The sequence below is a fragment of the Pseudomonas sp. 18173 genome (assembly GCF_050432945.1).
In the GTDB taxonomy this organism is placed as follows: domain Bacteria; phylum Pseudomonadota; class Gammaproteobacteria; order Pseudomonadales; family Pseudomonadaceae; genus Aquipseudomonas.
Genome location: NZ_JBKFTN010000006.1, coordinates 215,219 through 241,479, shown reverse-complemented (window position 1 = coordinate 241,479; position 26,261 = coordinate 215,219). Strand labels below are relative to the sequence as shown.

25 protein-coding genes are annotated in these 26,261 nt (G+C 60.8%); 11 read left to right on the top strand and 14 right to left on the bottom strand.

Features of this window, described 5'->3' with window-relative positions:
- Nucleotides 1-255 precede the first annotated feature (255 nt).
- Both ttcA and ACLD1X_RS09625 read left to right on the top strand, forming a co-directional pair.
- On the top strand, nt 256-1,080 hold the full coding sequence (gene ttcA / locus ACLD1X_RS09630) for a tRNA 2-thiocytidine(32) synthetase TtcA (RefSeq protein ID WP_008016509.1): 825 nt from the start codon (nt 256-258) through the stop codon (nt 1,078-1,080).
- Between the two features lie 129 nt (nt 1,081-1,209).
- Nucleotides 1,210-1,884, top strand: a complete 675-nt coding sequence (locus tag ACLD1X_RS09625; protein WP_429367094.1) for a DNA-3-methyladenine glycosylase I — start codon at nt 1,210-1,212, stop codon at nt 1,882-1,884.
- Nucleotides 1,885-1,972: 88 nt separating this feature from the next.
- Here ACLD1X_RS09625 and ACLD1X_RS09620 read toward each other — a convergent pair whose 3' ends face one another.
- From ACLD1X_RS09620 to arsC, 3 genes are read right to left on the bottom strand one after another with little or no spacing between them, the layout of a single operon-like run.
- The gene (locus ACLD1X_RS09620) at nt 1,973-2,398 is read right to left on the bottom strand and encodes a DUF2069 domain-containing protein (RefSeq protein ID WP_429367093.1); all 426 of its coding nucleotides are present in this window, start codon (nt 2,396-2,398) and stop codon (nt 1,973-1,975) included.
- A 2-nt stretch (nt 2,399-2,400) separates the two neighbouring features.
- On the bottom strand, nt 2,401-2,997 hold the full coding sequence (wrbA, locus tag ACLD1X_RS09615; protein WP_429367092.1) for an NAD(P)H:quinone oxidoreductase: 597 nt from the start codon (nt 2,995-2,997) through the stop codon (nt 2,401-2,403).
- On the bottom strand, nt 2,994-3,347 hold the full coding sequence (gene arsC, locus ACLD1X_RS09610) for an arsenate reductase (glutaredoxin) (protein ID WP_057396389.1): 354 nt from the start codon (nt 3,345-3,347) through the stop codon (nt 2,994-2,996). Before arsC ends, wrbA begins: the two co-directional genes overlap by 4 nt.
- 114 nt (nt 3,348-3,461) lie before the next feature.
- Between arsC and ACLD1X_RS09605 the strand changes: the two genes are divergently transcribed.
- Nucleotides 3,462-3,929: a TlpA disulfide reductase family protein gene (locus ACLD1X_RS09605; protein ID WP_429367091.1), complete on the top strand. Its 468-nt coding sequence runs from the start codon at nt 3,462-3,464 to the stop codon at nt 3,927-3,929.
- Between the two features lie 96 nt (nt 3,930-4,025).
- On the opposite strand, the gene ACLD1X_RS09600 is transcribed toward ACLD1X_RS09605, so the two are convergent.
- The 5 genes from ACLD1X_RS09600 to ACLD1X_RS09580 form a co-directional block, all read right to left on the bottom strand.
- Nucleotides 4,026-4,430, bottom strand: coding sequence for an META domain-containing protein (locus ACLD1X_RS09600; protein ID WP_429367090.1), 405 nt, complete (start codon nt 4,428-4,430; stop codon nt 4,026-4,028).
- On the bottom strand, nt 4,430-4,864 hold the full coding sequence (locus tag ACLD1X_RS09595) for a hypothetical protein (protein WP_095942673.1): 435 nt from the start codon (nt 4,862-4,864) through the stop codon (nt 4,430-4,432). Before ACLD1X_RS09595 ends, ACLD1X_RS09600 begins: the two co-directional genes overlap by 1 nt.
- A gap of 77 nt (nt 4,865-4,941) precedes the next feature.
- Nucleotides 4,942-5,934: a 2-hydroxyacid dehydrogenase gene (locus ACLD1X_RS09590; RefSeq protein ID WP_429367089.1), complete on the bottom strand. Its 993-nt coding sequence runs from the start codon at nt 5,932-5,934 to the stop codon at nt 4,942-4,944.
- Between the two features lie 145 nt (nt 5,935-6,079).
- Complete coding sequence (locus tag ACLD1X_RS09585; RefSeq protein WP_429367088.1) at nt 6,080-8,833, bottom strand: response regulator; 2,754 nt, start codon at nt 8,831-8,833, stop codon at nt 6,080-6,082.
- Between the two features lie 23 nt (nt 8,834-8,856).
- Nucleotides 8,857-9,051 (bottom strand): hypothetical protein, encoded by a 195-nt coding sequence (locus ACLD1X_RS09580; RefSeq protein ID WP_429367087.1) that lies wholly within the window; start codon nt 9,049-9,051, stop codon nt 8,857-8,859.
- Here ACLD1X_RS09580 and ACLD1X_RS09575 point away from each other — a divergent pair.
- The 8 genes from ACLD1X_RS09575 (at nt 9,050) to ACLD1X_RS09540 (ending at nt 18,606) form a co-directional block, all read left to right on the top strand.
- The gene (locus ACLD1X_RS09575; RefSeq protein WP_429367086.1) at nt 9,050-9,769 is read left to right on the top strand and encodes a response regulator transcription factor; all 720 of its coding nucleotides are present in this window, start codon (nt 9,050-9,052) and stop codon (nt 9,767-9,769) included. The genes ACLD1X_RS09580 and ACLD1X_RS09575 overlap by 2 nt on opposite strands.
- The gene (locus ACLD1X_RS09570; protein WP_429367085.1) at nt 9,759-11,162 is read left to right on the top strand and encodes a histidine kinase sensor domain-containing protein; all 1,404 of its coding nucleotides are present in this window, start codon (nt 9,759-9,761) and stop codon (nt 11,160-11,162) included. Before ACLD1X_RS09575 ends, ACLD1X_RS09570 begins: the two co-directional genes overlap by 11 nt.
- Nucleotides 11,163-11,329: 167 nt before the next feature.
- Nucleotides 11,330-12,232 (top strand): cysteine synthase CysM, encoded by a 903-nt coding sequence (gene cysM / locus ACLD1X_RS09565; protein ID WP_056728010.1) that lies wholly within the window; start codon nt 11,330-11,332, stop codon nt 12,230-12,232.
- Nucleotides 12,232-13,584 carry a 23S rRNA (uracil(1939)-C(5))-methyltransferase RlmD gene (rlmD, locus tag ACLD1X_RS09560; protein WP_429367084.1) on the top strand — a complete coding sequence of 451 codons (1,353 nt, stop codon included), beginning with the start codon at nt 12,232-12,234 and terminating at the stop codon, nt 13,582-13,584. The genes cysM and rlmD overlap by 1 nt, the downstream gene beginning before the upstream one ends.
- 121 nt (nt 13,585-13,705) lie before the next feature.
- Nucleotides 13,706-15,949: a GTP diphosphokinase gene (relA, locus tag ACLD1X_RS09555; protein WP_111281583.1), complete on the top strand. Its 2,244-nt coding sequence runs from the start codon at nt 13,706-13,708 to the stop codon at nt 15,947-15,949.
- A gap of 124 nt (nt 15,950-16,073) precedes the next feature.
- Complete coding sequence (gene mazG / locus ACLD1X_RS09550) at nt 16,074-16,907, top strand: nucleoside triphosphate pyrophosphohydrolase (RefSeq protein WP_429367083.1); 834 nt, start codon at nt 16,074-16,076, stop codon at nt 16,905-16,907.
- A gap of 28 nt (nt 16,908-16,935) precedes the next feature.
- On the top strand, nt 16,936-17,478 hold the full coding sequence (locus ACLD1X_RS09545; protein WP_008016527.1) for a DUF2058 domain-containing protein: 543 nt from the start codon (nt 16,936-16,938) through the stop codon (nt 17,476-17,478).
- Nucleotides 17,479-17,721: 243 nt separating this feature from the next.
- Nucleotides 17,722-18,606, top strand: a complete 885-nt coding sequence (locus ACLD1X_RS09540; protein WP_429367082.1) for a hypothetical protein — start codon at nt 17,722-17,724, stop codon at nt 18,604-18,606.
- A gap of 67 nt (nt 18,607-18,673) precedes the next feature.
- Here ACLD1X_RS09540 and ACLD1X_RS09535 read toward each other — a convergent pair whose 3' ends face one another.
- The 6 genes from ACLD1X_RS09535 to ACLD1X_RS09510 form a co-directional block, all read right to left on the bottom strand.
- Nucleotides 18,674-18,862, bottom strand: a complete 189-nt coding sequence (locus ACLD1X_RS09535; protein WP_056728002.1) for a hypothetical protein — start codon at nt 18,860-18,862, stop codon at nt 18,674-18,676.
- A 287-nt stretch (nt 18,863-19,149) separates the two neighbouring features.
- The gene (gene fabB, locus ACLD1X_RS09530) at nt 19,150-20,370 is read right to left on the bottom strand and encodes a beta-ketoacyl-ACP synthase I (RefSeq protein ID WP_008016529.1); all 1,221 of its coding nucleotides are present in this window, start codon (nt 20,368-20,370) and stop codon (nt 19,150-19,152) included.
- An 11-nt stretch (nt 20,371-20,381) separates the two neighbouring features.
- The gene (gene fabA / locus ACLD1X_RS09525) at nt 20,382-20,897 is read right to left on the bottom strand and encodes a 3-hydroxyacyl-[acyl-carrier-protein] dehydratase FabA (protein WP_003179264.1); all 516 of its coding nucleotides are present in this window, start codon (nt 20,895-20,897) and stop codon (nt 20,382-20,384) included.
- Nucleotides 20,898-21,144: 247 nt separating this feature from the next.
- Nucleotides 21,145-23,046: an ATP-binding protein gene (locus ACLD1X_RS09520; protein WP_429367081.1), complete on the bottom strand. Its 1,902-nt coding sequence runs from the start codon at nt 23,044-23,046 to the stop codon at nt 21,145-21,147.
- Nucleotides 23,043-23,975, bottom strand: coding sequence for an ABC transporter substrate-binding protein (locus ACLD1X_RS09515; protein WP_429367080.1), 933 nt, complete (start codon nt 23,973-23,975; stop codon nt 23,043-23,045). The genes ACLD1X_RS09520 and ACLD1X_RS09515 overlap by 4 nt, the downstream gene beginning before the upstream one ends.
- Nucleotide 23,976: 1 nt before the next feature.
- Nucleotides 23,977-26,100, bottom strand: coding sequence for a TonB-dependent receptor plug domain-containing protein (locus ACLD1X_RS09510; protein ID WP_429367079.1), 2,124 nt, complete (start codon nt 26,098-26,100; stop codon nt 23,977-23,979).
- Nucleotides 26,101-26,261: the final 161 nt, after the last annotated feature.

Here is a 26,261-nt window from a genome sequence, read left to right as displayed (position 1 = left end):
GTTTCCCCAGAAGGAGTAGGGGCTTTAGAGCAAATCGCGCTGTAAACATCTCTGTTAATCGCCGCTGGGACTGTCAATGGATCTTTGTGGGAGCGAGCCTGCTCGCGAAAGCGATAGGTCAGACAATACGGTGTTGGCTGACGAAACCGACTTCGTGAGCAGGCTCGTTCCCACAGGGGGATAGGGGGCACTTCGCCCTGGCAGTGTTTTTGCGTAAAATGCCCGCCTTTCGTCACACCTCACGGATTTCGCGTCATGGGCACTCTCACGGTCAACCAGAACAAACTGCAAAAGCGCCTTCGCCGACTGGCCGGTGAGGCGGTTGCCGATTTCAACATGATTGAAGACGGCGACAAGGTCATGGTCTGCCTGTCCGGTGGCAAGGACAGCTACACCATGCTCGATGTGCTGATGCACTTGCAGAAGGTCGCGCCGATCAAGTTCGAGATCGTGGCCGTGAACATGGACCAGAAGCAGCCGGGCTTTCCGGAGCACGTGCTGCCGGCCTACCTGAAAGAACTGGGTATCGAGTACCACATCGTCGAGAAAGACACTTACTCGGTGGTCAAGGAGCTGATTCCGGAAGGCAAGACCACGTGCTCGCTGTGCTCGCGCCTGCGTCGCGGCACGCTCTATACCTTTGCCGATGAAATCGGCGCGACCAAGATGGCCCTCGGTCACCATCGCGATGACATCGTCGAAACGTTTTTCCTGAACATGTTCTTCAACGGTTCGCTCAAGGCCATGCCACCGAAGCTGCGCGCCGACGATGGCCGTAACGTGGTGATCCGCCCGCTGGCCTACTGCAACGAAAAAGACATCCAGGCCTACTCGGACTTCAAGCAATTCCCGATCATCCCGTGCAACCTCTGTGGTTCCCAGGAAAACCTGCAGCGTCAGGTGGTCAAGGAAATGCTGCAGGACTGGGAGCGTAAGACCCCGGGCCGTACCGAGAGCATTTTCCGCAGCCTGCAGAACGTGATCCCGTCGCAGCTGGCGGACCGCAACCTGTTTGACTTCACCAGCCTCAAGATCGACGAGTCCGCGGCATCGCGTTTCGTCAACGTGGTCAACCTTTAACCACATTCCCTGTGGGAGCGAGCTTGCTCGCGAAGGCGTAGTGTCAACCGACTTCAATGTTGAATGGCACACCGCCTTCGCGAGCAGGCTCGCTCCCACATTGGTTTCTCTAATAGCTCAGGAGAGGGCATGCGCGACTACAAGTGGCTGAACGAATACTGCTTGAACCGCTTCGGTTCGGCGGCTGAACTGCAAGCCTATCTGCCCGTACCCGAGACTCCCGAGCAACTGCGCAAGATCAGCGATGATCGCTACCTCTCGATGATGGCGCTACGGGTATTCCGCGCCGGGCTCAAGCACAGCCTGGTGGATGCCAAGTGGCCGGCCTTCGAAGAAGTGTTCTTCGGGTTCGACCCGGAAAAAGTCGTGCTGATGAGTGCCGAGCACCTTGAGCGCCTGATGCAGGACACGCGGATCATCCGTCACCTGGGCAAGCTCAAGAGCGTGCCGCGCAATGCCCAGTTCATTCTGGACGTGGCCCAGGAAAAGGGCAGCTTCGGCGCGCTGATCGCCGACTGGCCGGTGACCGATATCGTCGGGCTCTGGACCTTCCTGAAAAAGCGCGGACATCAGTTGGGCGGGCTGTCCGCCCCACGCTTCCTGCGCATGATTGGCAAGGACACCTTTGTACCGAGTTATGACGTAGTGGCGGCATTGAATGCGCAGGGCATCATCGACAAGGTGCCGAGCAGCCTGCGCGACCTGGCGTTGGTGCAGGACGTGTTCAACCAGTGGCATGAAGACAGTGGCGGACGGCCGATGAGCCAGATTTCGATGATGCTGGCTTACACAGTGAATCATTAAGACCGGGTCGCCCCATTCGCGAGCAGGCTCGCTCCCACAGGATTTACGCTGGCCCTGTGGGAGCGAGCCTGCTCGCGAAAACGGTCTGTCAGGCGACGGAAATCTCGCCCTCGCCAGCCAGCTTGCGATTCAACTGATACCGCCAGCGCACATACAACAGCGCCGAGCAGAACACTGCCAGGCTCGCGCCCATCTCCAGCAAACCGAAGATCTGCCGGTTCGGGTCATAGGCAGCCAGTGCGCCCTTGATGAAATACAGGTTCACCACAAAGCACATCCACGAGTGCCCGCGAGGGTTGCCGATGATCATCCCCGGCGCCAGGATCAGCAGCGGCACCAGTTCGATCAGCAAAATCACCCAAGGCCGGGCGCCGTGCAGATCGGCTACAAACAGGTAGTAGACGCACAGCAGTCCCACCAGACCGAAAAAACACAACAGGCTGATCACGCGCATCGCCTTGACGCGTGGCTCGAGCCATTCGAGGGTGGGCAGGATTTTCGGCTTCTTGGCCACCCTCAGCCCTCCAGTTTCTGTGCAGTCTTGGCCAGGCGCATGCCCAACGCTCGGCACAGCGCCACTTCATGGGCATCCAGGCCGTTTTTGCCGTCGGCACCGGCGTGGTGGCTGGCGCCGTATGGCGTGCCTCCGCCCTGGGTTTCCAGCAGGGCCGATTCGCTGTACGGCAGGCCGGTGATCAGCATGCCGTGGTGCAGCAACGGCAGCATCATCGACAGCAGGGTCGTCTCCTGGCCACCGTGCAGGCTCGCCGTGGAGGTGAACACGCCCGCCGGTTTGCCCACCAGGGCACCGGTCAGCCACAAGTTGCTGGTGCCGTCGAGGAAGTACTTGAGCGGTGCTGCCATGTTGCCGAAGCGGGTCGGGCTGCCGAGTGCCAGGCCGGCGCAGTTCTTCAGGTCGTCGAGGCTGGCATACAGTGCACCTTCGTCGGGAATTTCCGGCGAAACGGCTTCGCACTCGGTGGAAATCGCCGGCACGGTGCGCAGGCGGGCCTCAAGCCCGGCCTGTTCGACGCCACGGGCAATCTGCCGGGCCATTTCGTTGGTCGAGCCGCTGCGGCTGTAGTACAGAACCAGAATGTAGGGCGCACTCATGGCAGCAGTTCCAGGATCTGCTCCGGCGGGCGGCCGATGATGGCTTTGTCACCGACTTCGAGAATCGGCCGTTCCATCAGTTTCGGGTGGGCGGCGATGGCGGCAATCAATTGCGCTTCGCTCAGGCTGCTGTTGGCCAGGTCGAGGGTTTTGTACTCGTCTTCGCCGGTGCGCAGCAATTGCCGGGCGCTGATCCCGAGCTTGCCCAGCAGGCTCTGGATTTGCGCGGCGTCCAGCGGAGTGTCCAGGTAACGGACCACGGTCGGAGTCAGGCCACGGGCTTCAAGCAGTTCGAGCGCACCGCGGGATTTCGAGCAGCGCGGGTTGTGATAAAGCGTCAGATCGGTCATGAGCGGGTCGCATCTTGCGTAAGGTGGCGGCTATTCTAACTGTGCAGCGCGCAATCCAGAACCGTGAGAGGCGATGGGTCGCAGGCGCATTCCATTTTTGACAGGGAACACGACATGACAAGGCGACTGGCAGCAGCATTGGCGATCATCGGAGCGTTGATGCTGGGGGGCTGCGGTAATGACTATGGTATCGACCAGGACGGCCACAAGATCGCCGCCGACCGGCTGGACGGCAAATGGCTGGTACTCAACTACTGGGCAGAGTGGTGCGGGCCTTGCCGTACCGAGATTCCTGAGTTGAACACCCTGGCCGAGCAGCTCAAGGACAAGAAAATCGGCGTGTTCGGGGTCAACTTCGACAACGTGCAGGGTCAAGAGCTGAAGGGCGCGAGCGAGAAAATGGGGATCAGGTTCACGGTGCTGGCCCAGGATCCTTCCGAGCTGTTCGAACTGCCGCGCAGCGAGGCGTTGCCGGTGACGTACATCATCGATAACAAGGGCAAGGTGCGCGAGCAATTGATGGGGGAGCAGACGGCGGCGGGGGTGATGGCGAAGCTTGAGGCGTTGCAGGCGAAGAATTGATCAGGTGATCCTGCTCACCTTTGGCGAGGCAGCTTTTGTGGCTAGGGAGCAAGGTCCCTGGCCACAGTCATTCACCTGGATGCAGGAGAAGGGCGATCAACCCTCCTCGAGCCACCAGCGCAGCGGCTTGCCTTCGGCCGGCCAGAAGCGGATCTGCTCGATCGGGGAGACGTCCCAGTGCTGGACGTTTTCCAGGGCCTGAAGGAAGCGTTTTTCCTGTTCCATCAGCGCCGGCGCGCACAGTTTGCGGGTGCTGCCGATTTTGCCGAAGCTCAGTTTGTCGCCATCCAGGGTGTACGGCGCGAACCAGTGGTTGCAGCCGCCATTGCCGTAGGCCCGGCCATCTTCACCGAGGGTGATGGTCAGGTGGCTGTAGTCCATCAACGGCCGTTCGCCGATCCATTCCAGAATGTAGCTGCGATTGTGTTCAAGCTGCACCGGCTCGGCGGCGCAGCCCAGCAGGCTGGCACCGACCGCCGTGGTCAGGGCGAGGCGTTTCATCACGCAGGCTCCTGGCATTTCGGGCACAGGTGTTTCTCGCCAACGGTGGTCCAGCCCAGCTCGGCAATGCGCGCGGTGGCGGCAGGCTTTTCAGCCTTGTTGCCCAGTTTGGCATCGACGGCGAACTCGAAGCTGAGCTCTTTGGCGCAGCTGTCGCAGTTCACCTGCCAGGTGTGGATCGCCAGTTCGCCGAACACCGGGCCACTGGCTACCGCGACCCATTGACCGGGCGGGTTGATCAGGTGGCGAACCGTTTCGACGGTCAGGCGCATGGACAAGTCCCTGGCACCCTTGAGGGTCACGACCAGCACGTCGTTGTTGCGAATCGAGCCACCGTTGCCGGTGACCTGATAACGCCCCGGCACCAGGGCGCGGCATTCGGTGAGGGTGTGTTGCGGGTTCATCAGGCTGTAGCGGAAATCGTGTTCGACCATGGGTCCTCCAAATATGCGCGATATGCTAGCACGGGCTTGCACGCCGCATCGCGCAGGCAGATGACCTTCGATCCGTTTCAGTCTGCTGTCACCAGGTTTTCCGGGGTGCCGGCTATCCAGGCTGCAATATTGCGCAACGAAGTAGCGGCAATCGCGTCCAGCGCTTCGTGGGTCAGAAAGGCCTGGTGCGCGGTGACGATCACGTTGGGGAAGGTCAGCAGCCGTGCCAGCACATCGTCTTGCAGCGGCAGGTCGGAGCGGTCCTCGAAGAACAGTTGCGCTTCTTCCTCATACACGTCCAGTCCCAGGTAACCCAGGCGACCGTCTTTCAGTGCATCGATCAGCGCGGGGGTGTCCACCAGGCCGCCGCGTCCGGTATTGATCAGCATCGCGCCCGGTTGCATGTGCGCCAGGGATTGGCGGTTGATCAAGTGCTTGCTCTGCTCGTTGAGCGGGCAGTGCAGGCTGATGATCTGCGATTCGGCCAGCAGTTGCGGCAGGCTCAGGTAGCGTGCGCCGAGGGCTTCGACCTGCGGGTCGGGGTAGGGGTCATAGGCCAGCAGCCGGCAGCCAAAACCGTTCATGATCTTTGCGAACGTGGCGCCAATCTGCCCGGTGCCGACCACGCCGACGGTCTTGCCCACCAGGTCGAAACCGGTCAGCCCCTGCAGCCTGAAATCCCCTTCGCGGGTGCGGTTATAGGCGCGGTGCAAGCGGCGGTTGAGTGCGAGGATCAGCGCCACTGCGTGTTCGGCCACGGCGTGTGGCGAATAGGCCGGGACGCGCACGACGGCCAGGCCCAGGCGCTTTGCCGTCGGCAAGTCGACGTGGTTGTAACCGGCCGAGCGCAAGGCGATCAGGCGCGTGCCTCCCGCGGCCAGGCGTTCGAGCACCGCGGCGCCGAGGTCATCATTGATGAACGCGCAGACCGCTTCGTACCCCTGGGCGAGCGCCACCGTGTCGAGGCTCAGGCGCGCAGGCTGAAAGTGCAACTCGATGCCGGCCGGTTGCCCGGCCGCAAGAAAACTATCGCGGTCGTAGTTCTGGCTGCTGAAAAGAATCGTACGCATGATTTCCCCTTTATCCCAATCCTGTGGGCGTCGGCTTGCCAGCGATGAGGGTCGCAAAATCTACGTTGCCCTTGAGGCCGCCATCGCTGGCAAGCCAGCTCCCACAGAGTATGCGCTGATGTTAAAACTGCGCGATTGCGCTGCATCAAGCATTCATGCGCGCATGGGCCGCCAGGCGATTGATCGCCCGGTCGAGCTCATCCAGTGCCACGCTGGCTTTCGGGTCCTGTTGCTTGAGCAGGGTTTCGCTGCGTTGGCAGGCCGCGCGCAATTGCGGTACGCCGCAATAACGCGTCGCGCCATGCAGGCGATGGACCCGTTCGATCAGGGCGTTGTGGTCATTGCTTTGCTGGGCAAGACGGATGGCTTCGCGGTCGGCCTGCAGGGATGCCAGCAGCATCGCCAGCATGTCTGCAGCCAGGTCCGCCTTGCCGGCGGCCAGGCGCAATCCTTCCTCGTGGTCGAGCACCAACAGGTCATGGGCGCCGCCATGCCCGTCACCGGAGCGCTCCGGGCTGTGATTGCGCAGCGCCAGGCCGCTCCATTTCAGCACCACCTGCGCCAATTGCCGTTCGCTGATCGGTTTGGTCAGGTAGTCGTCCATGCCGCTTTGCAACAGCGCACGTTTTTCGTTGGCCATGGCGTGGGCGGTGAGGGCCACGATCGGCAGCGGCGTGCAATGCCGTTCGCTTTCCCATTGGCGGATCGCCTCGGTGCTCTGGCGTCCGTCCATGCCGGGCATCTGCACGTCCATCAACACCAGGTCGAAAGTCTCGTTCTGTACCGCTTTGAAGGCGGCATAACCGCTTTCCACCGCGAGCACCTTGGCGCCCATGTCTTCGAGCAGGGTCTGCACCAGCATCAGGTTGGCCGGGTTGTCGTCGACGCACAGCACCTTCGGGGCACGGCTGGACACCGGCTCGCCCGGCTCGCTGCGTATCGGGCGCGGGCTGACCAGGTCAGACAGGGAGCGTCGCAGCTTGCGGGTGCAGGCCGGTTTCGCCTGGAGCTGGCTGTGGGGGTTGGGCACGGAAAGATGGAACAGCGTCTGTTCCGTGGTCGGGCACAGCACCAGCACTTTGCAGCCAAGATGCTCGAGGTCCCAGATGTGCTGGTTGAGGCGCTCGGGCGGCATGTCGTTGCTGGTGATGCCGAGCACGGCGAGGTCGATCGCCTGATCGGTCTGGTGGGCGGCGGTGACGCCATTGGTCAGGCTTTCCAGGGTATTGAACGCGGTGGTGCTCAGGCCGCAGTCTTCCAGTTGATGCTGCAATGCCTGCCGCGCCAGCTCGTGGTTTTCCAGCACCGCCACCCGGCGCCCGAGCAAGGGCGCGGCGGGAAGGTCTTCGGCATCGTCGCGGGTTTTCGGCAGGCTCAGGCTGATCCAGAATTCCGACCCTTCCCCCGGTGTGCTGTCGACGCCGATCTCACCGCCCATCTGTTCGATCAGGCGCTTGGAAATCACCAGGCCAAGACCGGTGCCGCCGGGTTGCCGCGACAGCGAGTTGTCGGCCTGGCTGAAGGCCTGGAACAGCGCGCGCACGTCCTGGTTCGACAGGCCGATGCCGGTGTCCTGAATGCTGATGCGCAACTGCACGGTGTCTTCGTGCTCTTCTTCGAGCATGGCACGGGCGACGATGGTGCCTTCGCGAGTGAACTTGATCGCGTTGCTTACCAGGTTCGTCAGGATCTGCTTGAGTCGCAACGGGTCGCCCACCAGTGACAGCGGCGTGTCCCGGTACACCAGGCTCACCAGTTCCAGCTGCTTGGCGTGGGCGGCCGGGGCGAGGATGGTCAGGGTGTCCTGCAGCAGGTCGCGCAGGTTGAACGGAATATGGTCGAGCACCAGCTTGCCGGCCTCGATTTTCGAAAAGTCGAGAATCTCGTTGATGATGCCCAGCAGGCTGTCGGCGGATTTTTCGATGGTGCCCAGGTAGTCGAGCTGGCGTGGGGTGAGCTCGCTTTTTTGCAGCAGGTGGGTGAAGCCGAGTATGCCATTGAGCGGGGTGCGGATTTCATGGCTCATGTTGGCCAGGAATTCGGACTTGATCCGGCTCGCTTCCAGGGCTTCCTTGCGCGCCAGGTCCAGCTCGATGTTCTGGATCTCGATGGTTTCCAGGTTCTGGCGCACGTCTTCGGTGGCTTGGTCGATGCTGTGCTGCAATTCTTCCTGGGCGTTTTGCAGGGTGCCGGCCATGCGGTTGATGCCCGAAGCCAGCTCGTCCAGTTCCTGGCTGCCGAGGGGCGGCAAGCGGGTTTCCAGATGACCGTCCTTGAGTTGGGCCACGGCCTGCTTGATCTGGCTCAGTGGCCGATTGATCGTGCGGCCCATGCGCAGGGCCAGCAGTGCCGCACCGATCAGCCCGGCACTGATCAACATCAGGCTGGCGAACAGGCTGCGGTAACCGCGCAACAGCATGCCGTTATGGGACAGTTCAAGTTCGACCCAGCCGAGCAGGCGGTCGGCCTCTTCGGGAATCAGGTCCCCGGCCAGGTTACGGTGTTTGCCGAATACCGGCAGCAGATAGCGGGTCGCATCGTTGCCACTGCGGCGCAGCAACTGCGTGCCAGTACCGGAGGGTGTCTGATTGAGCATGGTCGGGCCGGCGTGGGCCAGCAGCGTGCGGTCGGGAGCCAGGAAGGTCACGGCCCGTACGTCGGTTTGTTCCAGAGCCTGGGTGGCGATGCGTTCGAGCAGTTCGTTGTCCTGATGGCCCATCGCTGGCGCCGCCAGTGGCGCCAACTGCTCGGCGATCATTTCGCCGCGCTGCATGAGCTGGGTTTGCAGGTCAGCCTGTTGCATCCAGGTAAAATATCCCCCAAGCACCAACGCCATCAGGCTGGTTGGCAACAGGGTCAGCAACAGCACGCGGCCTTTGATTCCCAGTTTCTTGAGCACGCATTTCTCCTGCATCCCGCTATTTATAGACCGGCACCTGCATCCGCCATGCACCACTTGCGCAGTGTAGCGATTTGCTCGCGGGCAATCTTCGTAAAAATGCTGCGCTCATTCGTTGGCCAGGGCGGCTCATTGGCGATACGGACAAACCGTGGGTTGCCCCTGGCGTGGCAATCTTGAATAATCAGCACAACTGAGAATTGTTTGCAGATAGTCATGACTCCCATCACTGCCGGCCTCCCCCGAATCCTGTCCATCGAAGACGACCTTGTGCTCGGCGCTTACGTTCATGAGCACCTGGACCGCAGCGGCTTCCAGGTGACCTGGTGCCAGAACGGCCAGGAAGGCCTGGACATTGCGCGGCGACAGCCTTTCGACGTGGTGCTGATGGATATTCTGCTGCCGGGCATGGACGGCCTGGCGGTACTGACCCAATTGCGCCAGAGCCATTCCACCCCGGTGCTGCTGATGTCGGCCCTCGGTGCCGAGGCCGATCGCATCAGCGGCTTTCGCCTGGGGGCCGATGATTACCTGCCAAAACCCTTCAGCATGGTGGAGTTGCGGGTACGCATCGAAGCCATTCTGCGGCGGGTGGCCCTCGACCGGCGGCTCGTACCCGCAGTGCCGGCCCCTGCGACGGACAGCCTGCGTTTCGATGACGAAAGTTTCGAGGTCTTTTATGGCGAACAGGCCGCTGGCCTGACCCGCAGCGAATATCGGTTGCTGGAGACGCTGCATCGCAGCGCCGACGAAGTATTGAGCAAGGCCTTCCTTTATCAACAGGTGCTGCAGCGCGGTTTTGCCGCCCATGACCGCAGCCTGGACATGCACATCAGCCAGATCCGCCGCAAGCTCAAGGCCATTGGCTACACCGAGCGCGAGGTGCGCACGGTATGGGGCAAGGGGTACATCCTGAGCGCCGCCGATGAAATGTAACTTGCCGGGCCGGCATTCGCTGTTCTGGAAGCTTGCTTGCCTGTTGGTTGCGTTCTGCTTGCTGATGATCTGGCTCAGCTGGTCCTGGGGACGCTATATGGAGGAGCGTAACCAGTTTCTTTCCGATGAAGCTCGCGGCACTCTGACGGGCTATGCCGCCGAAGCCGAGCTGGCGTGGCAGCAGCGCCAGAGCGCCGGTGTCGATGACTGGCTGCAAGGCATGTATCAGCGGGAAAAAGGCTGGGTCGGTGTCATCGGCGGTGATTTACAGTCCTTGAGCAACCAATCGCTGACGGACAAGGAAGTCGAACGCCTGACGTTTCTGCGCGGCCTCGATTGGCCGATCCACAAGAAAGGCCGGCCGTGGATGCGCATACCCTTTCCCGGCGACCCGTCCGTCGGCAGCCTGGTAATCGAACTGCCCAAGCGCTTTGTGCCGGGGCATTACCGGGTGTTCTGGCGCGTGATCACCAACGGCGTGATTCCGGGGTTGTTCACCTTGCTGTTGTGCGTCGGCCTGTACCGTTTGCTGGTGGTGCCGCTCAACAGCCTGCGTGAACAGGCCAATGCCTGGCGTGCCGATCAACTGAACGTAAGGTTGTCGACCCGGACCACCAATCGCTCGGATGAACTGGGCGAGTTGGGCAGGGCCTTCGATCACATGTCCGAGCGCCTGCAAAGCACCGTGGCCTTGCAGCAGCAACTGCTGCGCGACTTGTCCCACGAATTGCGTACGCCCCTGAGTCGCCTGCGGGTGGCCAGTGAAAGCGAGCAGGGGCTGGAGCTGTTGCGCGAACGAATCGGCCGCGAGGTCGATGGCATGCAGCGCCTGGTGGAAGACACACTGCAGCTGGCATGGCTGGACACCGAGCGCACGCGGTTGCCCGACGAAGCGATCCAGATCCAGGCCCTGTGGGAAATGCTCACGGAGAATGCCTGCTATGAAAGTGGCTGGCCCGATACTCAACTGCAATGCACGGTGGATGCGTCCTGCTGGGTGCGCGGTCATCTCAACACCCTGGCCCAGGCACTGGAAAACATTCTGCGCAATGCGATTCGACACTCGCCGCAAGGAGGCATTGTCCAGTTGGGCGGGCGGCGTGATGGCGATTTCTGGCACCTGTGGCTGGAGGATCACGGTGGCGGTGTGGCGGAGGCTGATCTGGAGCGGATCTTCCTGCCGTTCACCCGACTTGACGGTTCGCGGCCGGGGGATGGCGGGTTTGGCCTGGGGTTGAGTATCGCCAGGAACGCGGTGCAGCGTCAGGGCGGGACGCTTTGGGCGCAGAACACCGGGAGCGGGTTGCGGATGAATCTGCGGCTGGTGGCGCAAGACGCTTTCGCGAGCAGGCTCGCTCCCACAATGGATAGTTGCAGCCCGCAGATTATTTGATCGCCCCCGGTCCCTGTGGGAGCGAGCCTGCTCGCGAAGAGGGCTTCACAATCAATACAAACCCAGCCTTATTCCCATAAACCATAAGCACCGCACTTTGCGTGATATGGCCTGCGAACGTTTGCCGGTATGATAGTCGCCCCCGCAGTCTGGATTGCGAATACGCCATGACCTTGCAGTACCCAACCATCGCCGATTGCGTCGGCAACACTCCGCTGGTCCGTTTGCAGCGCCTGCCCGGCGCCACCAGCAATACCCTATTGCTCAAGCTCGAAGGGAACAACCCGGCGGGTTCGGTCAAGGACCGTCCGGCGCTGTCGATGATCACCCGCGCCGAACTGCGCGGGCAGATCCACGCCGGCGATACGCTGATCGAAGCGACCTCGGGCAACACCGGGATCGCCCTGGCCATGGCCGCCGCGATCAAGGGTTACAAGATGATCCTGATCATGCCGGACAACTCCAGCGCCGAACGCAAGGCAGCCATGACGGCCTATGGCGCCGAGCTGATTCTGGTCAGCCAGGAGCAGGGCATGGAAGGCGCCCGTGACCTCGCGCAGAAGATGGAAGCCGAAGGTCGCGGCAAGGTGCTGGATCAGTTCGCCAACGGTGACAACCCCGAGGCGCACTACACCACCACCGGCCCGGAAATCTGGCGCCAGACCCAGGGCACCATCACCCATTTCGTCAGCTCCATGGGCACCACCGGGACCATCATGGGCGTGTCGCGCTACTTGAAAGAGCAGAACGACAACGTGCAGATCATCGGTCTGCAACCCATGGAAGGTTCGGCGATCCCGGGCATCCGTCGTTGGCCCCAGGAATACCTGCCGAAGATCTACCAGGCCGATCGCGTGGACCGCATTGTCGACATGGCCCAAAGCGAAGCCGAAGACGTGACCCGTCGTCTGGCTCGCGAAGAAGGCATCTTCTGCGGTGTGTCGTCGGGCGGTGCGGTGGCAGCGATGCTGCGCCTGTCCAAAGAGGTTGAAAACGCGGTGATCGTCGCGATCATTTGCGACCGCGGCGACCGATACCTGTCGACCGGCATTTTCGACGCGCCCAACTGATGGCCAAACACGAAAGAGGCCTGCGCTTCCAGCCCACCGGCGGCAGCAAGGCCCCGCAAATCCCGACCGGCAAAAAGCAGCGCCTGACCATCGAGCGCCTGGCCAATGACGGTCGCGGCATCGCGTTTTTCGAAGGTCGCACCTGGTTCGTCATCGGCGCATTGGCCGGCGAAGAAATCGAGGCTCGCGTACTCGGTGCCCACGGTAAAGTGGTCGAGGCGCGGACCGAACGGGTGTTCACGGCCAGCGATTTGCGCCGCCCGGCACCGTGCACCCATGCCGGCCGTTGCGGCGGTTGCAGCGTGCAGCATTTGCCGCACAACGAACAACTTGCCCTGAAACAGCGCATGCTCGCCGAGCAGCTGGCGAAGGTCGCGGGCGTCGAACCCGAAGAGTGGGCGGCGCCATTGAGCGGTGCGGAGTTCGCTTACCGACGTCGCGCCCGTGTGGCGGTGCGCTGGGACATGAAGGCGAAGAAACTCGAAGTCGGGTTCCGCGCCGCCGGCAGCCAGGACATCGTCGCCATCGACGATTGCCCGGTGCTGGTACAGCCCTTGCAACCGATCATGAGTCGTCTGCCGCAGATGTTGCGGCGCCTGAGCAAACCCCAGGCACTCGGGCATGTGGAGTTGTTCAGCGGCTCGACATTGGCGGTTTTGCTGCGACACATGGCGCCGTTGTCCGACGCCGACCTGACGATCCTCAAGGAATTCTGCGCGTTCCACGAAGCCCAGTTGTGGCTGCATGGCGACGGTGAACCGCAGCCGGTCGAGGCCGGTCAGTCGTTGGGCTATCGTCTTGAACAGTGGAATCTGGAACTGGCATATCGTCCCGGGGACTTCATTCAGGTCAACGCCGGCGTCAACGAAGCGATGGTCGCCCAGGCACTGGACTGGCTGAAGCCGACAGCGGATGAGCGTGTACTCGACCTGTTCTGCGGCCTGGGCAACTTTGCCTTGCCGCTGGCCAAGGCCGCTCGCGAAGTGGTGGCGGTGGAAGGCGTGCAGGTGATGGTCGAACGGGCCGCGGCGAATGCTGCCAGCAATAATCTGCATAACGCGAAGTTTTTTCAGGCCGATTTATCCCAGCCTTTGACGGACGCCGAATGGGCCGCCGAAGGCTTTTGTGCGGTACTCTTGGACCCACCGCGTGACGGTGCTTTCGAGGTTGTGCGCAAGCTCAAGACCCTGGGCGCCGAACGGCTGGTGTACGTGTCGTGCAACCCGGCGACCCTGGCGCGCGACACGGTTGAATTGATCAAGCAGGGCTACCGGTTAAAACGTGCCGGGATTCTCGATATGTTTCCTCAAACGGCACATGTCGAGGCCATGGCGTTATTTGAAGCGAGCTAGGATGCTCGTCTGGTCCGACTGGCCCGCCCGTGCAGCCGCGCACCAGCCCGACGTGGGCTCACGGGCAACGAAGGTCAGCGATTTGACGCATTGAATCTGCGTCGTAGGGAAGGTAAGCAAGATGGTACAGGTGAGAGCACACCAGCCGATCAACACCGACGGCAGTATCAATCTCGAGGCTTGGCTCGATCACGCGGTGAGTGTCGATCTGGCACTGGATCGCGAAGCCTTGAAGGAGGCCTGCGAGTACGCTCGCGAGGCTGAACAACAAGCCAATGCGGCACAGAATCTGTGGTCGGAAGGTAACTCGACTTTCCGTACCGGCCTCGAAATCGCCGAGATCCTCGCCGATCTCAAGCTCGATCAGGATTCACTGGTCGCCGCGATCCTGTATCGAGGCGTGCGCGAAGGCCAGATCAAGTTGCCGGCAGTCAGCCAGCGCTTCGGTCCGGTGGTGGCCAAGCTCATCGACGGCGTGCAGCGCATGGCCGCGATCAGCGACAGCCTGAGCCCGCGCAAATCCCTGGTGCTGGGCACCCAGGGCCAGGTTGAAAACCTGCGCAAGATGCTGGTGGCCATGGTCGACGACGTTCGCGTCGCCCTGATCAAGCTGGCCGAACGTACTTGCGCAATCCGTGCGGTGAAAACCGCCGACGACGAAAAGCGCAACCGTGTGGCCCGTGAAGTCTTCGACATCTATGCGCCACTGGCCCATCGCCTGGGTATCGGTCACATCAAGTGGGAGCTGGAGGACTTGTCCTTCCGTTACCTGGAACCGGACCAGTACAAGCAGATCGCCAAGTTGCTCCATGAGCGGCGACTGGATCGCGAGCGCTTCATCAGCGACGTGATGAGCCAGCTGAAAAACGAATTGCAGGCCACCGGCGTCGATGCCGACATCAGCGGCCGGGCCAAACACATCTATTCGATCTGGCGCAAAATGCAGCGCAAGGGTCTGGAGTTCAGCCAGATCTACGACGTGCGTGCCGTTCGCGTGCTGGTGCCGGAAATGCGCGATTGCTACACCGCGCTCGGCATTGTCCACACCCTGTGGCGACACATCCCGAAAGAGTTTGACGACTACATCGCCAACCCCAAGGAAAACGGCTATCGCTCGCTGCACACGGCGGTGATCGGGCCTGAGGGCAAGGTGCTGGAAGTGCAGATCCGCACTCACTCGATGCATGAGGAAGCCGAACTCGGCGTGTGCGCGCACTGGCGCTACAAGGGCACCGACGTCAAGTCCGGTTCCAATCACTACGAAGAGAAAATCTCCTGGCTGCGCCAGGTGCTCGAGTGGCACGAAGAGCTGGGCGACATTGGTGGCCTGGCGGAACAGCTGCGGGTCGATATAGAGCCGGACCGGGTCTACATCTTCACCCCGGACGGTCACGCCATCGACTTGCCGAAGGGCGCGACGCCGCTGGATTTTGCCTACCGCGTACACACCGAAATCGGTCACAACTGCCGTGGCGCCAAGATCAACGGGCGCATCGTTCCGCTCAACTACAGCCTGCAAACCGGTGAACAGGTCGAGATCATCACCAGCAAGCACGGCACCCCGAGCCGCGACTGGCTGAACCCGAACCTGGGTTATGTCACCACGTCGCGGGCACGGGCGAAGATCGTTCACTGGTTCAAGTTGCAGGCTCGTGACCAGAACGTCGCGGCCGGTAAAACGCTGCTCGAGCGCGAACTCAATCGCCTCGGTCTGCCCGCGGTGGATTTCGACAAGCTGGCCGACAAGGCCAACATGAAAACCGCCGAAGACCTGTTCGCCGCCCTCGGTGCCGGCGATCTGCGCCTGGCGCAACTGGTCAACCTGGCGCAGCAACTGGTCGAGCCGGAGCGCGGCAACGAACAGCTGGAGCTGATTCCGCGCAAGGCCACCGGCTACAAGCCGGGCAAGCGCGGCGATATCCAGATCCAGGGCGTTGGCAACCTGATGACCCAAATGGCCGGCTGCTGCCAGCCATTGCCGGGCGATGCGATCGTCGGTTACATCACCCAGGGTCGCGGCGTCAGCATCCACCGCCAGGACTGCGCCTCGGTGCTGCAACTGGCCGGGCGTGAACCTGAGCGAATCATCCAGGTCAGCTGGGGGCCGGTGCCGGTGCTCACCTATCCGGTGGACATTGTCATTCGTGCCTACGACCGTTCGGGGCTGCTGCGTGACGTTTCCCAGGTGCTGCTCAACGAGCGGATCAACGTGCTGGCGGTCAACACCCGCTCGAACAAGGAGGACAACACCGCGTTGATGTCCCTGACCATCGAGATTCCGGGGCTGGATGCATTGGGACGGTTGCTGGGGCGGATTTCCCAATTGCCGAACATCATCGAAACCCGGCGTAACCGGACACCTTGATGATCATTAATGTGGGAGCGAGCCTGCTCGCGAAGAGGGTGTGTCAGCCGACATCAATGTTGCCTGACACACCGCTTTCGCGAGCAGGCTCGCTCCCACAAGGGTTTTGCAGTGAGAGTGATAGATGTACAGCCTTGAAGACCTGCTACACCTGATGAGCCGCCTGCGCGACCCGCAGTACGGTTGCCCGTGGGACATCAAGCAAACCTGGGCCACCATCGTCCCGCACACCCTTGAAGAAGCCTACGAAGTCGCCGACGCCATCGAACGCGGCGACTTCGATCACGTGCAGGGTGAACTGGGCGATCTGCTGTTCCAGGTGGTGTATTACAGCCAGTTGGCCCGGGAGGAGGGGCGCTTCGAGTTCGCCGGCGTGATCGACAGCATCACCCGCAAGCTGATCCGGCGTCATCCCCACGTATTCCCCACCGGTGACCTGTATGCGCCGCTGGATGTCCCTCGTCTGAGCGAGGAACAGGTCAAGCAGCGCTGGGAAGAAATAAAGGCCGAGGAGCGTGCGGAGAAATCTGCGGCACCCGAACAGCTGTCGTTGCTCGATGATGTACCAGCCGCACTGCCGGCGCTGTCCCGTTCGGCCAAGTTGCAAAAACGCGCAGGGCAGGTCGGTTTCGACTGGCCAGACGCCTTGCCGGTGCTCGATAAAGTGCGTGAGGAGCTCGATGAGGTCCTTGAAGCCATGTCGGAAAACGATCCCGAAGCCGTAGCCGACGAGATCGGCGACCTGCTGTTTTCCGTGGTCAACCTGGCGCGGCACCTCAAGGTCGACCCGGAAACCGCGTTGCGTGGTGCCAACGGCAAGTTTGAACGACGCTTTCGTTTTATCGAACAGGCATTGCGCGAGACCCGTCGTCCCATGGAAGATTGCACCCTCGAAGAATTGGACGCCTTGTGGGGCGAAGCCAAACGTCAGGAAAAGAATTTGCCCAGCTGCGGTTGAGCAGTGGCCTAAGTGAGTAATAAGCACCATGAGCATTTCCCTTCGCGACCAGTTGCTCAAAGCAGGGCTGGTCAACCAGAAGCAGGCCAAGCAGGTCAGCAAAGACAAGCAGAAGCAACAACGCCTGGCCCACAAAGGCCAGATCGAGCTGGATGACTCGCAGCAGCGCGCGGCACAGGAAGCCATGGCCGAGAAGGTCAAGCGCGACCAGGAGCTCAACCGCCAGCAGCAGGAAAAGGCTGAGGCCAAGGCCCGTGTCGCGCAGATCAAGCAATTGATCGAAGCCACGCGCCTGCCGAAGTTGACGACCGAGGACTACTACAACTTCGTCGACGACAAGAAGGTCAAGCGCCTCTCGGTCAACACCCTGATGCGCAACAAGCTCAGCAACGGTTCGCTGGCCATCGTGCATCACGCCGGTGGCTACGAAGTGATCCCGCGTGAAGCGGCGCTGAAGATCCAGGAGCGCGACCCGCAGCGCATCGTGCAGATGAACGTGAAGACCGAAGAGGTCAGCACCGAGGACGATCCGTACGCGGCCTACCAGATTCCGGATGATCTGATGTGGTAACCGGTTTGTTTGCTCTACATATTTGCTAGTATTTTGTTTTATTAGTTAATTGAACCCGAAAGATTGTATCGATACGATCTTTCGGGTTTTCTTTTGCTGAAAATAATCTCTCTTGGATGAGCGGTTGAATGTTGAGGAGAAAACAAATGGAATGAACTTTAATGGATAAGGATATCTTGAGTGCTAATAAGTATTGCTTCGTTACGCCAACCCACTTTCAAATCGCAGTTATCGCACCCGCGAATGCCCGAACAATCCATTCTCGACTATCTGGACGATGAACTGGCCGAGCGCGCTTATCTGGTGCGCCGTAAGATCAGGATCGCCGCAAAGGCCGCTCGTGAAGAGCATGGTGAGACCGCGTGTGTTTTCTTTACCCTGCCTGAGTTTTTCTGGAACATTCCCTGGCATCAGGTCCGTAGCGAAGAGGAACTCCATGAGCTGAATTCGGCCTACCTGCAAAAGGTACCCGAGTGTGTGGCGTTGTTGATCAGCGAACTGCCGGTGGAACAATACGGCAAGATCGTGCTGCTGGCGGGAAGTTGCGCGGTGCTGATCAAAGTCGGAGAGGGGGAGTCGAGTTATTATGATGTCATCAATTATTTACTGACAATTACCAATAAGGAATATGAAGTCGATCAGCCATTGATGTCGATGTGGCCGAAGCGTCATGTATCAGGAATCGATTTCGGAAAGAATGTCGGGGTAAAGGACGGTTACTGGTTTTTCAAATTGTTTGATGAAGTTGTGGTGAGGGTAAAAGACGTCAGTAGTGTGAGCGCCGAACACAGTTATTTTGGCGGATACGAAGGAAAGTTTATTAACAGTCTGGTTCCTGGCTGTCCATTCGGTATCAACCTCTGTCTTGATTATGCAGTGTTGAAAGATGGCGAACGGGACAAGGAAATTGAGCTGACAGGGGCGAAAATCGACTTTCTGATAGCCTGTGGCATGGGCTTTGATTACGGCAAGCGTCATCCATCTTCGGTCCAGTATTTAATAAGGAATGACGGCATGGGCGATGGTGAGTGCGAGGTGGTCAGGCTTGAGTCTGGATGGATCGTCGGGGCTGTCCCGTCGATCGAGATCGATGACAGCCTTCATCTAACGGTCATTCAGATTACCTGAGTCGTAGGATCCGGTCGCAGCCTGCCCATGCGGGAAGGGGCAGGCTGCAAGGTGGTGGATTCTGTATTCAACCGGTTGCAAGTTCACGTTTGCGCTCGAGCATCTCCAGTTCGGCCCTGTAGTTTTGCGCGTCGGTCTCGGAATGGAACATCCCGACCAGCAGGTCTTGTTGATGCACATCCCAGATACGGATACCGGCGGCTACGCCTTCATGGGATTTATGTGAATCGTCGCGTTCAGTTACTTTTACAGTCATCTGCTAGCTCCAAATCTTCTGTTGTCTGCAGCAAGGCGTGTGCAGGCCTCTGTTATAGAATTTGTTAGCCTGCTAAGTAAATGCTCGAGATTGGAAAGGGTTTTTTACAAAAATGGAAACAGTCCTGCAGCCCGCGTAATCCGCGACATTCAGTCGCAGGGCGTCGAGTTCCATGACAAATACTTCATATTGAGCGGGCGACTTCGACCCTGTGGGAGCGTTTTGAAGGACAAAAAAACGCCCCGAACCAGTCGGGGCGTTTTCATGTGCGGCTCAGCAGCGGGAAATTACTTGCCTTCCCAGCGCTTCAGTACCAGCGTGGCGTTGGTGCCACCGAAGCCGAAGCTGTTGCTCATCACGGTGTTGATGGTGGCGTTTTCGCGGGTCTTGGTCAGCACCGGCAGGTCGGCCACTTCAGGGTCCAGCTCGTCGATGTTGGCGGAGCCGGCGATGAAGTTACCTTCCATCATCAGCATGCAGTAGATCGCTTCGTGAACGCCGGCGGCGCCCAGGGAGTGACCCGACAGGCTCTTGGTGGAGCTGATGGCCGGAGCCTTGTCGCCGAACACTTCACGCACGCCTTTCATTTCCGCGACGTCGCCGACCGGGGTCGAAGTGCCGTGGGTGTTCAGGTAGTCGATCGGGGTGTCGACGGTGGACAGCGCCTGCTGCATGCAGCGGATCGCGCCTTCGCCACTTGGGGCCACCATGTCGTAGCCGTCGGAAGTCGCGCCGTAGCCGACGATTTCCGCGTAGATCTTCGCGCCACGGGCCAAGGCGTGTTCCAGCTCCTCGACCACGACCATGCCGCCACCGCCGGCGATGACGAAACCGTCACGGTCGGCGTCGTAGGCACGGGAGGCTTTTTCCGGCGTGTCGTTGCGCTTGCTGGACAGGGCGCCCATGGCGTCGAACAGGAACGACTGGCTCCAGTGCTCTTCTTCACCGCCACCGGCGAAGACGATGTCCTGCTTGCCCATCTGGATCTGTTCCATGGCGGTACCGATGCAGTGAGCACTGGTGGCGCAGGCAGAAGCGATGGAGTAGTTCAGGCCCTTGATCTTGAATGGAGTGGCCAGGCAAGCCGAAACGGTGCTGCTCATGGTCCGCGTTACGCGGTATGGGCCGACGCGCTTGACGCCTTTCTCGCGCAGGATGTCCAGCGCTTCCATCTGGTTCAGGGTCGATGCGCCACCGGAACCGGCGATCAGGCCGGTACGCGGGTTGGACACCTGCTCTTCGGTCAGGCCCGAGTCGGCGATGGCGTCTTTCATGGCCAGGTAGGCATAAGCTGCCGCGTGGCCGACGAAGCGATAGATCTTGCGATCGATCAGTTCTTCAAGGTTGAGGTCAATGGAGCCGGAAACCTGGCTACGCAGACCCATTTCGGCATATTCCGGGTTGAACCGGATGCCAGGGCGGCTTGCACGCAGGTTAGCGGAGACGGTCTCTTTGTCATTGCCCAGGCAAGAAACGATGCCCAGACCAGTGATAACGACGCGGCGCATGCGAATAACCCTTAGAAGTTGTCAGTGGAAGTGAATACGCCGACCCGGAGGCCTTCGGCGGTGTAGATTTCGCGGCCGTCGACAGTCACCGAACCGTCGGCGATGGCCAGGTTCAGCTTGCCCTTGAGGACGCGCTTGATATGAATGTTATAGGTGACTTTCTTGGCGGTCGGCAGGACCTGGCCGAAGAATTTCACTTCGCCCGAACCCAGCGCACGGCCACGGCCCGGCAGGCCTTGCCAGCCCAGGAAGAAGCCGACCAGTTGCCACATGGCGTCGAGGCCCAGGCAGCCCGGCATCACCGGATCGCCTTCGAAGTGGCAGGCAAAGAACCACAGGTCCGGAGTGATATCCAGCTCGGCGACCAATTCACCTTTGCCGTACTTGCCACCTTCTTCGCTGATCAGGGTGATGCGGTCAACCATCAGCATGTTCGGGGCGGGCAGTTGCGCGTTACCTGGGCCGAACAGCTCACCGCGACTGCAGCGCAGCAGGTCTTCCCGGGTAAAGGCGTTTTGTTTGGTCATGCGAGCTCCTCAATAGTCCCATGCGGCAGGTGGGGCAAATCTTCCCGGCCGATCGAAGCGTTCATGCCTCGAACCGGCAGCCTACTCATAGACTATTGCGTTGTGGTGAAAGTCACAGCAACAAGGACATGAATGTACACTTGTGCACTGAAATTATTATTCAAGCCCCTTTTCGGGCCTGTCGAGGTGCCTAAGACTGCCGCACTTTCGCCTTTCACGCCAGTCGCAGATGGTCGAAAGGCCTGTTCTACTGCACCCAGCGTTGCAGAATTTGCTGTAGATCATTGCGTTTGAAGGGCTTGGCCAGGTAATCGTTCATTCCCGCCGACAGGCAGGCTTCGCGATCGCCCTGCAAGGCGTTGGCGGTCAGGGCGATGATCGGCAGGTCGGTGCAACCGGGCAGCTGGCGAATCTGCCGGGTGGCTTCATAGCCATCGATGATCGGCAAGCGGCAATCCATCAGGATGGCCTCGAAAATCAGGCTCTCGGCACTGCGTACCGCCTGCGCGCCGTCGGCCGCGATACTGACCTTGAAGCCCAGGCTGCGCAGCATGGCCTCGATGACCGTCTGGTTGACCGGGTTGTCTTCGACCAGCAGCACATTGCGCCCTTCGCCGTCGCTGTTGCCGGTTTGCGCGCGGGGGGGCAACGGCGGGTGTGTCTGCTGGTGCAGTGCCAGGGGGATTTCCAGGGTGAAGACCGAGCCGCGACCTTCCTCACTCTGCGCGCGCAAGGTGCCGCCCATGCGTTCGGCGAGCGTACGGGCAATCGGCAGGCCCAGCCCGGTGCCGCCGTAGCGTCTTGAAATGGAGCTGTCGGCCTGCTGGAAAGCGTCGAACATCAATTCCAGGCTTTGCGCCGGGATCCCGATGCCACTGTCACGCACGGTGCAGGTGAACCAGAGCAATTCGTGGTCCAGAGACTGCCACTGAGCCGCGATGGTGACACGGCCCTGCTCGGTGAACTTCAGCGCATTGCCGACCAGGTTGACCAGGATCTGCCGGATGCGCGTCGGGTCACCCTTGACCTGCAGGCCGCGCATGTCGTCGGGGATCATCAGTTGCAGGTCCAGACCGCGTTGCGCGGCGCTGTGCTGGAACGACTGGGCGCAACTGCCGATCAGGTCGGCGAGGTTGAACGCAATGTGCTCCAGTTCCAGCTCCGAACGTTCGATCCGCGAGAAATCCAGAATGTCGTTGATGACCTTGAGCAAGTGTTCGGTGGACTCCGAGGCCAGCGCCGCGTACTCCACCTGTTCCTCGGTCATGTCGGTGGTTTCCAGCAATTGCAGCATGCCCAGTACGCCATTCATTGGCGTGCGCAGTTCATGGCTCATCATGGCGAGGAAGTCGGATTTGGCGTTGTTGGCCTTTTCTGCTTCTTCGCGGGTCTGGATCAGCTGCGCCATGGCCTGGTGCTGTTCGCGGCTGGCCTGTTCGAGGCCGCTGGCGAGGTTGTTGATGTGTTGCGACAGCGCCCCCAGCTCGGTGTCGTCGACAATGGGCAGCGGTGTCTTGTAGTCGCCGTCCTGGATCGCCTTGACCGCATTGCCGATATCACGGATCGGTTGCGACAGGCTGCCCGCCAGGCGCCGGGCCACGAGGAAGGTAAACAGCAGGGCAAACAGCGCGAGGATGGCGGCCTTGAGCACGATTTCCTGCTGGCGCTGGCTGAAGGCATCGTTGGACAGCCCGACGATCACCCGGCCGAGATAGTCTTCGGTGGGCGCCGCGCTGGCCGTCTTGCTGCTCTGGAAAAAATCATTGTGCAAAGCGATTCGCTGGAGCCGTATCGGTGCCTGGAACACTTCGAGCTGTTGTGCGCGATTGTGGTGTTCGCTCGGTTGTTCGACGTACACCAGAACCCGGTTTGCACTGTCCTGGATTTCCAGAAAGCTCACATTGGGCGTGGCCAGCGTCGCCTTGAGCAAGGTTTCAAGCACTTCGCTGTTACCCGAAATCACGCCGTATTCGGTGGCTGGGGCCAGTTGATTGGCGATCAGCTGGCCGGTGTGGGTGATTTCCTGACGCAGATCCTGGATGCGTACGAACGTGAAGAAGCTGATCAGCAACAAGGTCAGCAGCAGGGCAGGGCCAAGGCTGATGAGTTGGGTGCGAGTGTTGATGTCCCAACGACGGCGCAAACTCATGGACGGCGTTCTCCTTCAGCCAGTAACGAGGCGACAGACGCTTCGTTTATCTGTTCGATACCCAGCGAACGCGCCACCTGCGGATTGCTCGCGACCTTGAATCGATGGGGGTATTGCGTGCGCGGCCAGGTGGCCGGTGGCCGGTCGAGCATTTCGTTGAGGACCGCCAGCCAGTCACTCTGATCGCTATAGGTGCTGGCCAGACTCCCGGCCTTGACGAATCCGGCGTTGGGCCCGATCAGCGCCACTTGCCGCGAGTAGCTGCTCAGCAGCAGGTTCTTTGCGGTTTGCGGGTTGTACAGGTCGGCGTCGTCCAGCCCCAGCAACACGTCGCTGTTTTTCAGCAGGGCCTGTAGCGGACGACTGTCGTGAATGTTGTCCCAGCGTTGAGTGACCACCTCAAGACCCAAGGGCAGGGCGGCCTGGCGCAACTCATTCAACAGGAATTCACTGTGGTTGTCGTAGAGCACGCCGATGCGCCTGGCTTGTGGCAACAGGGTGTGGGTCAAGCGCAACTGGCGGTCCAGTGGCGGATCGCTCCACAGCAGGCAAAGGCGCGCAGGCAGCGTGTGGTTCAAGCGTTGCCGGGCTTGCAGGCGGCTGATGCGCAACACCAGTGTCGCCGGGCCCTGTGCATCCTGCAGGCGCCAGTCGAGGCTGGGCAGGTCGAGCAGTATCAAGCGGAGGTTTTCCGGCAGCTTGTCAGGAATCGGCAAACTGGCCAGTGTCTGGAATCGTACGTTATCGCTTGGTCGCAACTCCCTCAGGGCCTGAGTAAATGCCCGTACGCCGGGGCTGTCTTCGGCCCCGGTGAGCAAAATGTCGGCTGCGTTGCCCGGCAGACTGGCAAGCATGCAACTGAACAATAGAAAAAGCACTGCCAGCAGCCGGCGCAGGGGCGGCATTTTCCAGGCCGGACAATACGGCATCTTAGAGTTCCAGCTCCGCGCTGAAATACATCACGTGGCGCTGCTCATAGTTGTTGTCGATGAAGGTGGTCGGCTGATTGTCCAGCCGTTGCTGGAGCACCCCGGCCAGCTCCAGGCTGGCCTTGCCCAGGGCGATACGTTTGGCGATGCGCGTATCGACCCGTTCGAAGCGGTAGCCATTGAGGGCGTCATCGCCATAGTAGAACAGGGCACTGCTCCAGCCTCGGCCCCAATCGCGCAGCCATCCGGCCGAACCGCTGTTGCGTGCAGTCTGTCTGGCGTCCAGCGGGTTGCTGGCGTCGGCATCGACATAGGCATAGGTCAGTCGCAAGCGATCGAGGCTGCCGACACGCCAGTCGAGCTGGGTTTCGGCTCCCGAAAAACGCGCTTTGTTGGCATTGCTGGCGATGTACTGATTGTTGCGCAGCGGTTCACTGATCATGCCGGTGATTTCGTCGTGGAACAGCTTCACGTCGAGCGCCAGCCCAGGTTCGGGAAAGTAGCCATTGTATCCCAGCTCCCGGGAGCGCATGTGCTCTTGATCGAGGTCGCCGGGGCCACGGGTCTTGACGAAATAACGGGCGCTGGACTGGCCAAAGGCGCCGGGCCTGAGGTTGGTGACCTGATAACTCCAGTTGACGTTGTTCTCGAACATGTCCGGCGAACGGATGGCCTCGGAGTACACCGCACGCAAACCGTGACGCGGGTTGATCAGGTAGTTGACGGCCATGCGAGGTGTCAGCGAACTGCCGATCAACCGGGTGTCCTCGAACATGGCACCGCCCTGCAGCAGCCAGTGTTCGCTGGCACGCCACTCGAGCTGGCCGAATACCCGCCAGATCCTGTCATCGAGGATGCCATTGAAGTAGGTCTGGGAATCCGCCCGGTCGTAACGGTAGTTCATCCCGCTGACCAGCCGCAGGTTATCGGCAAGGCTCAGGGTGTCCTGCAACTCCAGGTCGTAGCGCGATTCCCGGGTACTCTGGTCGATATCGCCGCACAGGGTCTGGTTCGCGCCGTTGCGCCATTGATCGAGGACCTGGTTGGCCAGCGCCCGTTCGGCGGGTGTGCCGGCCGCAGCACCTGGACCGATGAAGCGCGTGATGTTGCGGGCCAGGCGTTCGGTGTAGTTCGGGTTCAGTTGCCAGAGCTCGGTCAGTTGCGGGCTGAACGAAATTTCTGCGTCGCAGGCGCGCCAGGTTTGCTGGCGATCCCAGTGTTGGGCCGATCCCTGGATATAAAGGCTGTGGTCGGGATTGATGTCCAGATTCCAGCGCAATGACCCGGCGTAATCCTTGGCGGTGACGTCGGAGTTGTCGCCCGCACGGGTAATCCCCGGGAACACTGGCCGGTAGGTATAGGGACGCTGGTTGGTGCCGTCCTTGGCATTCAATTGCCAATCGAGGCTTTGCCGTTCGTCGAGGCTCTGGCTCACGGCGAGGTTGAAGCGATCGAGGCGGCGACTGTCATGGTAGGCGGCGCCGGTTCGGTCGGTGTCGAAGCCGTCGTCTTGCTGGCCGGACAGGGACAGGCGCAAGTCACCATCCTCCCAGCCCACGCCCTGGCTGGCATAAAAGTCGTTGATGCCGCGCTGGCCCCGGGTGACCTTCATGCGCGTACCGTGACTGTCGGCCGGTCGCCGGGTAATGATGTTGACCACCGCCATCAGGGCATTGGCGCCGTAGCTGACGGTATTCGGCCCGCGAAAGACTTCGATGCGCTCGATGTCTTCCATGGCGACCGGAATGTCGCTCCAGTCCACGGTGGACAGGCCAGCGCGATACACCGAGCGCCCGTCGATCAACACTTGCATGCGCCGCGCTTCAGTTGCATTGGTGCCGTGGTAATTCACTGCCGCCTGATTGCCGCTGATGTTGCCGACCATCATCCCCGGCACCAGGCGCAGCAGCTCGCTGATGTCGCGGGCGCCACTGGCGTGGATCAGGGCGCTGTCGAGGACCGTCATGCTTCCCGGAACGGCCGCCGGCGACTGCTTCAGGCGCGTGGCCGTGAGCACCTGCGGCAGTGGTTCGCTGTCCAGGAACAAGTCGTCGGCCAGCAATGGCGAGCTGAAAATCAGCGCCAGTACCAGAGGCGAACGCGGTGAAGGAGCACCCGGAGACACAACACATCCCTGTCAGCGATTGAAGGCGCGCATGTTAACCGAGCCGAATGACTTTTCCATTCGCGATGTCGGCATTTTCCCAGGTTTTATTGGTCTTCTTCCTACGGGCACCTGTATTTGATGGCGGGGCTGGCCGCCGATGGGCTGCCCCGTATAATGCC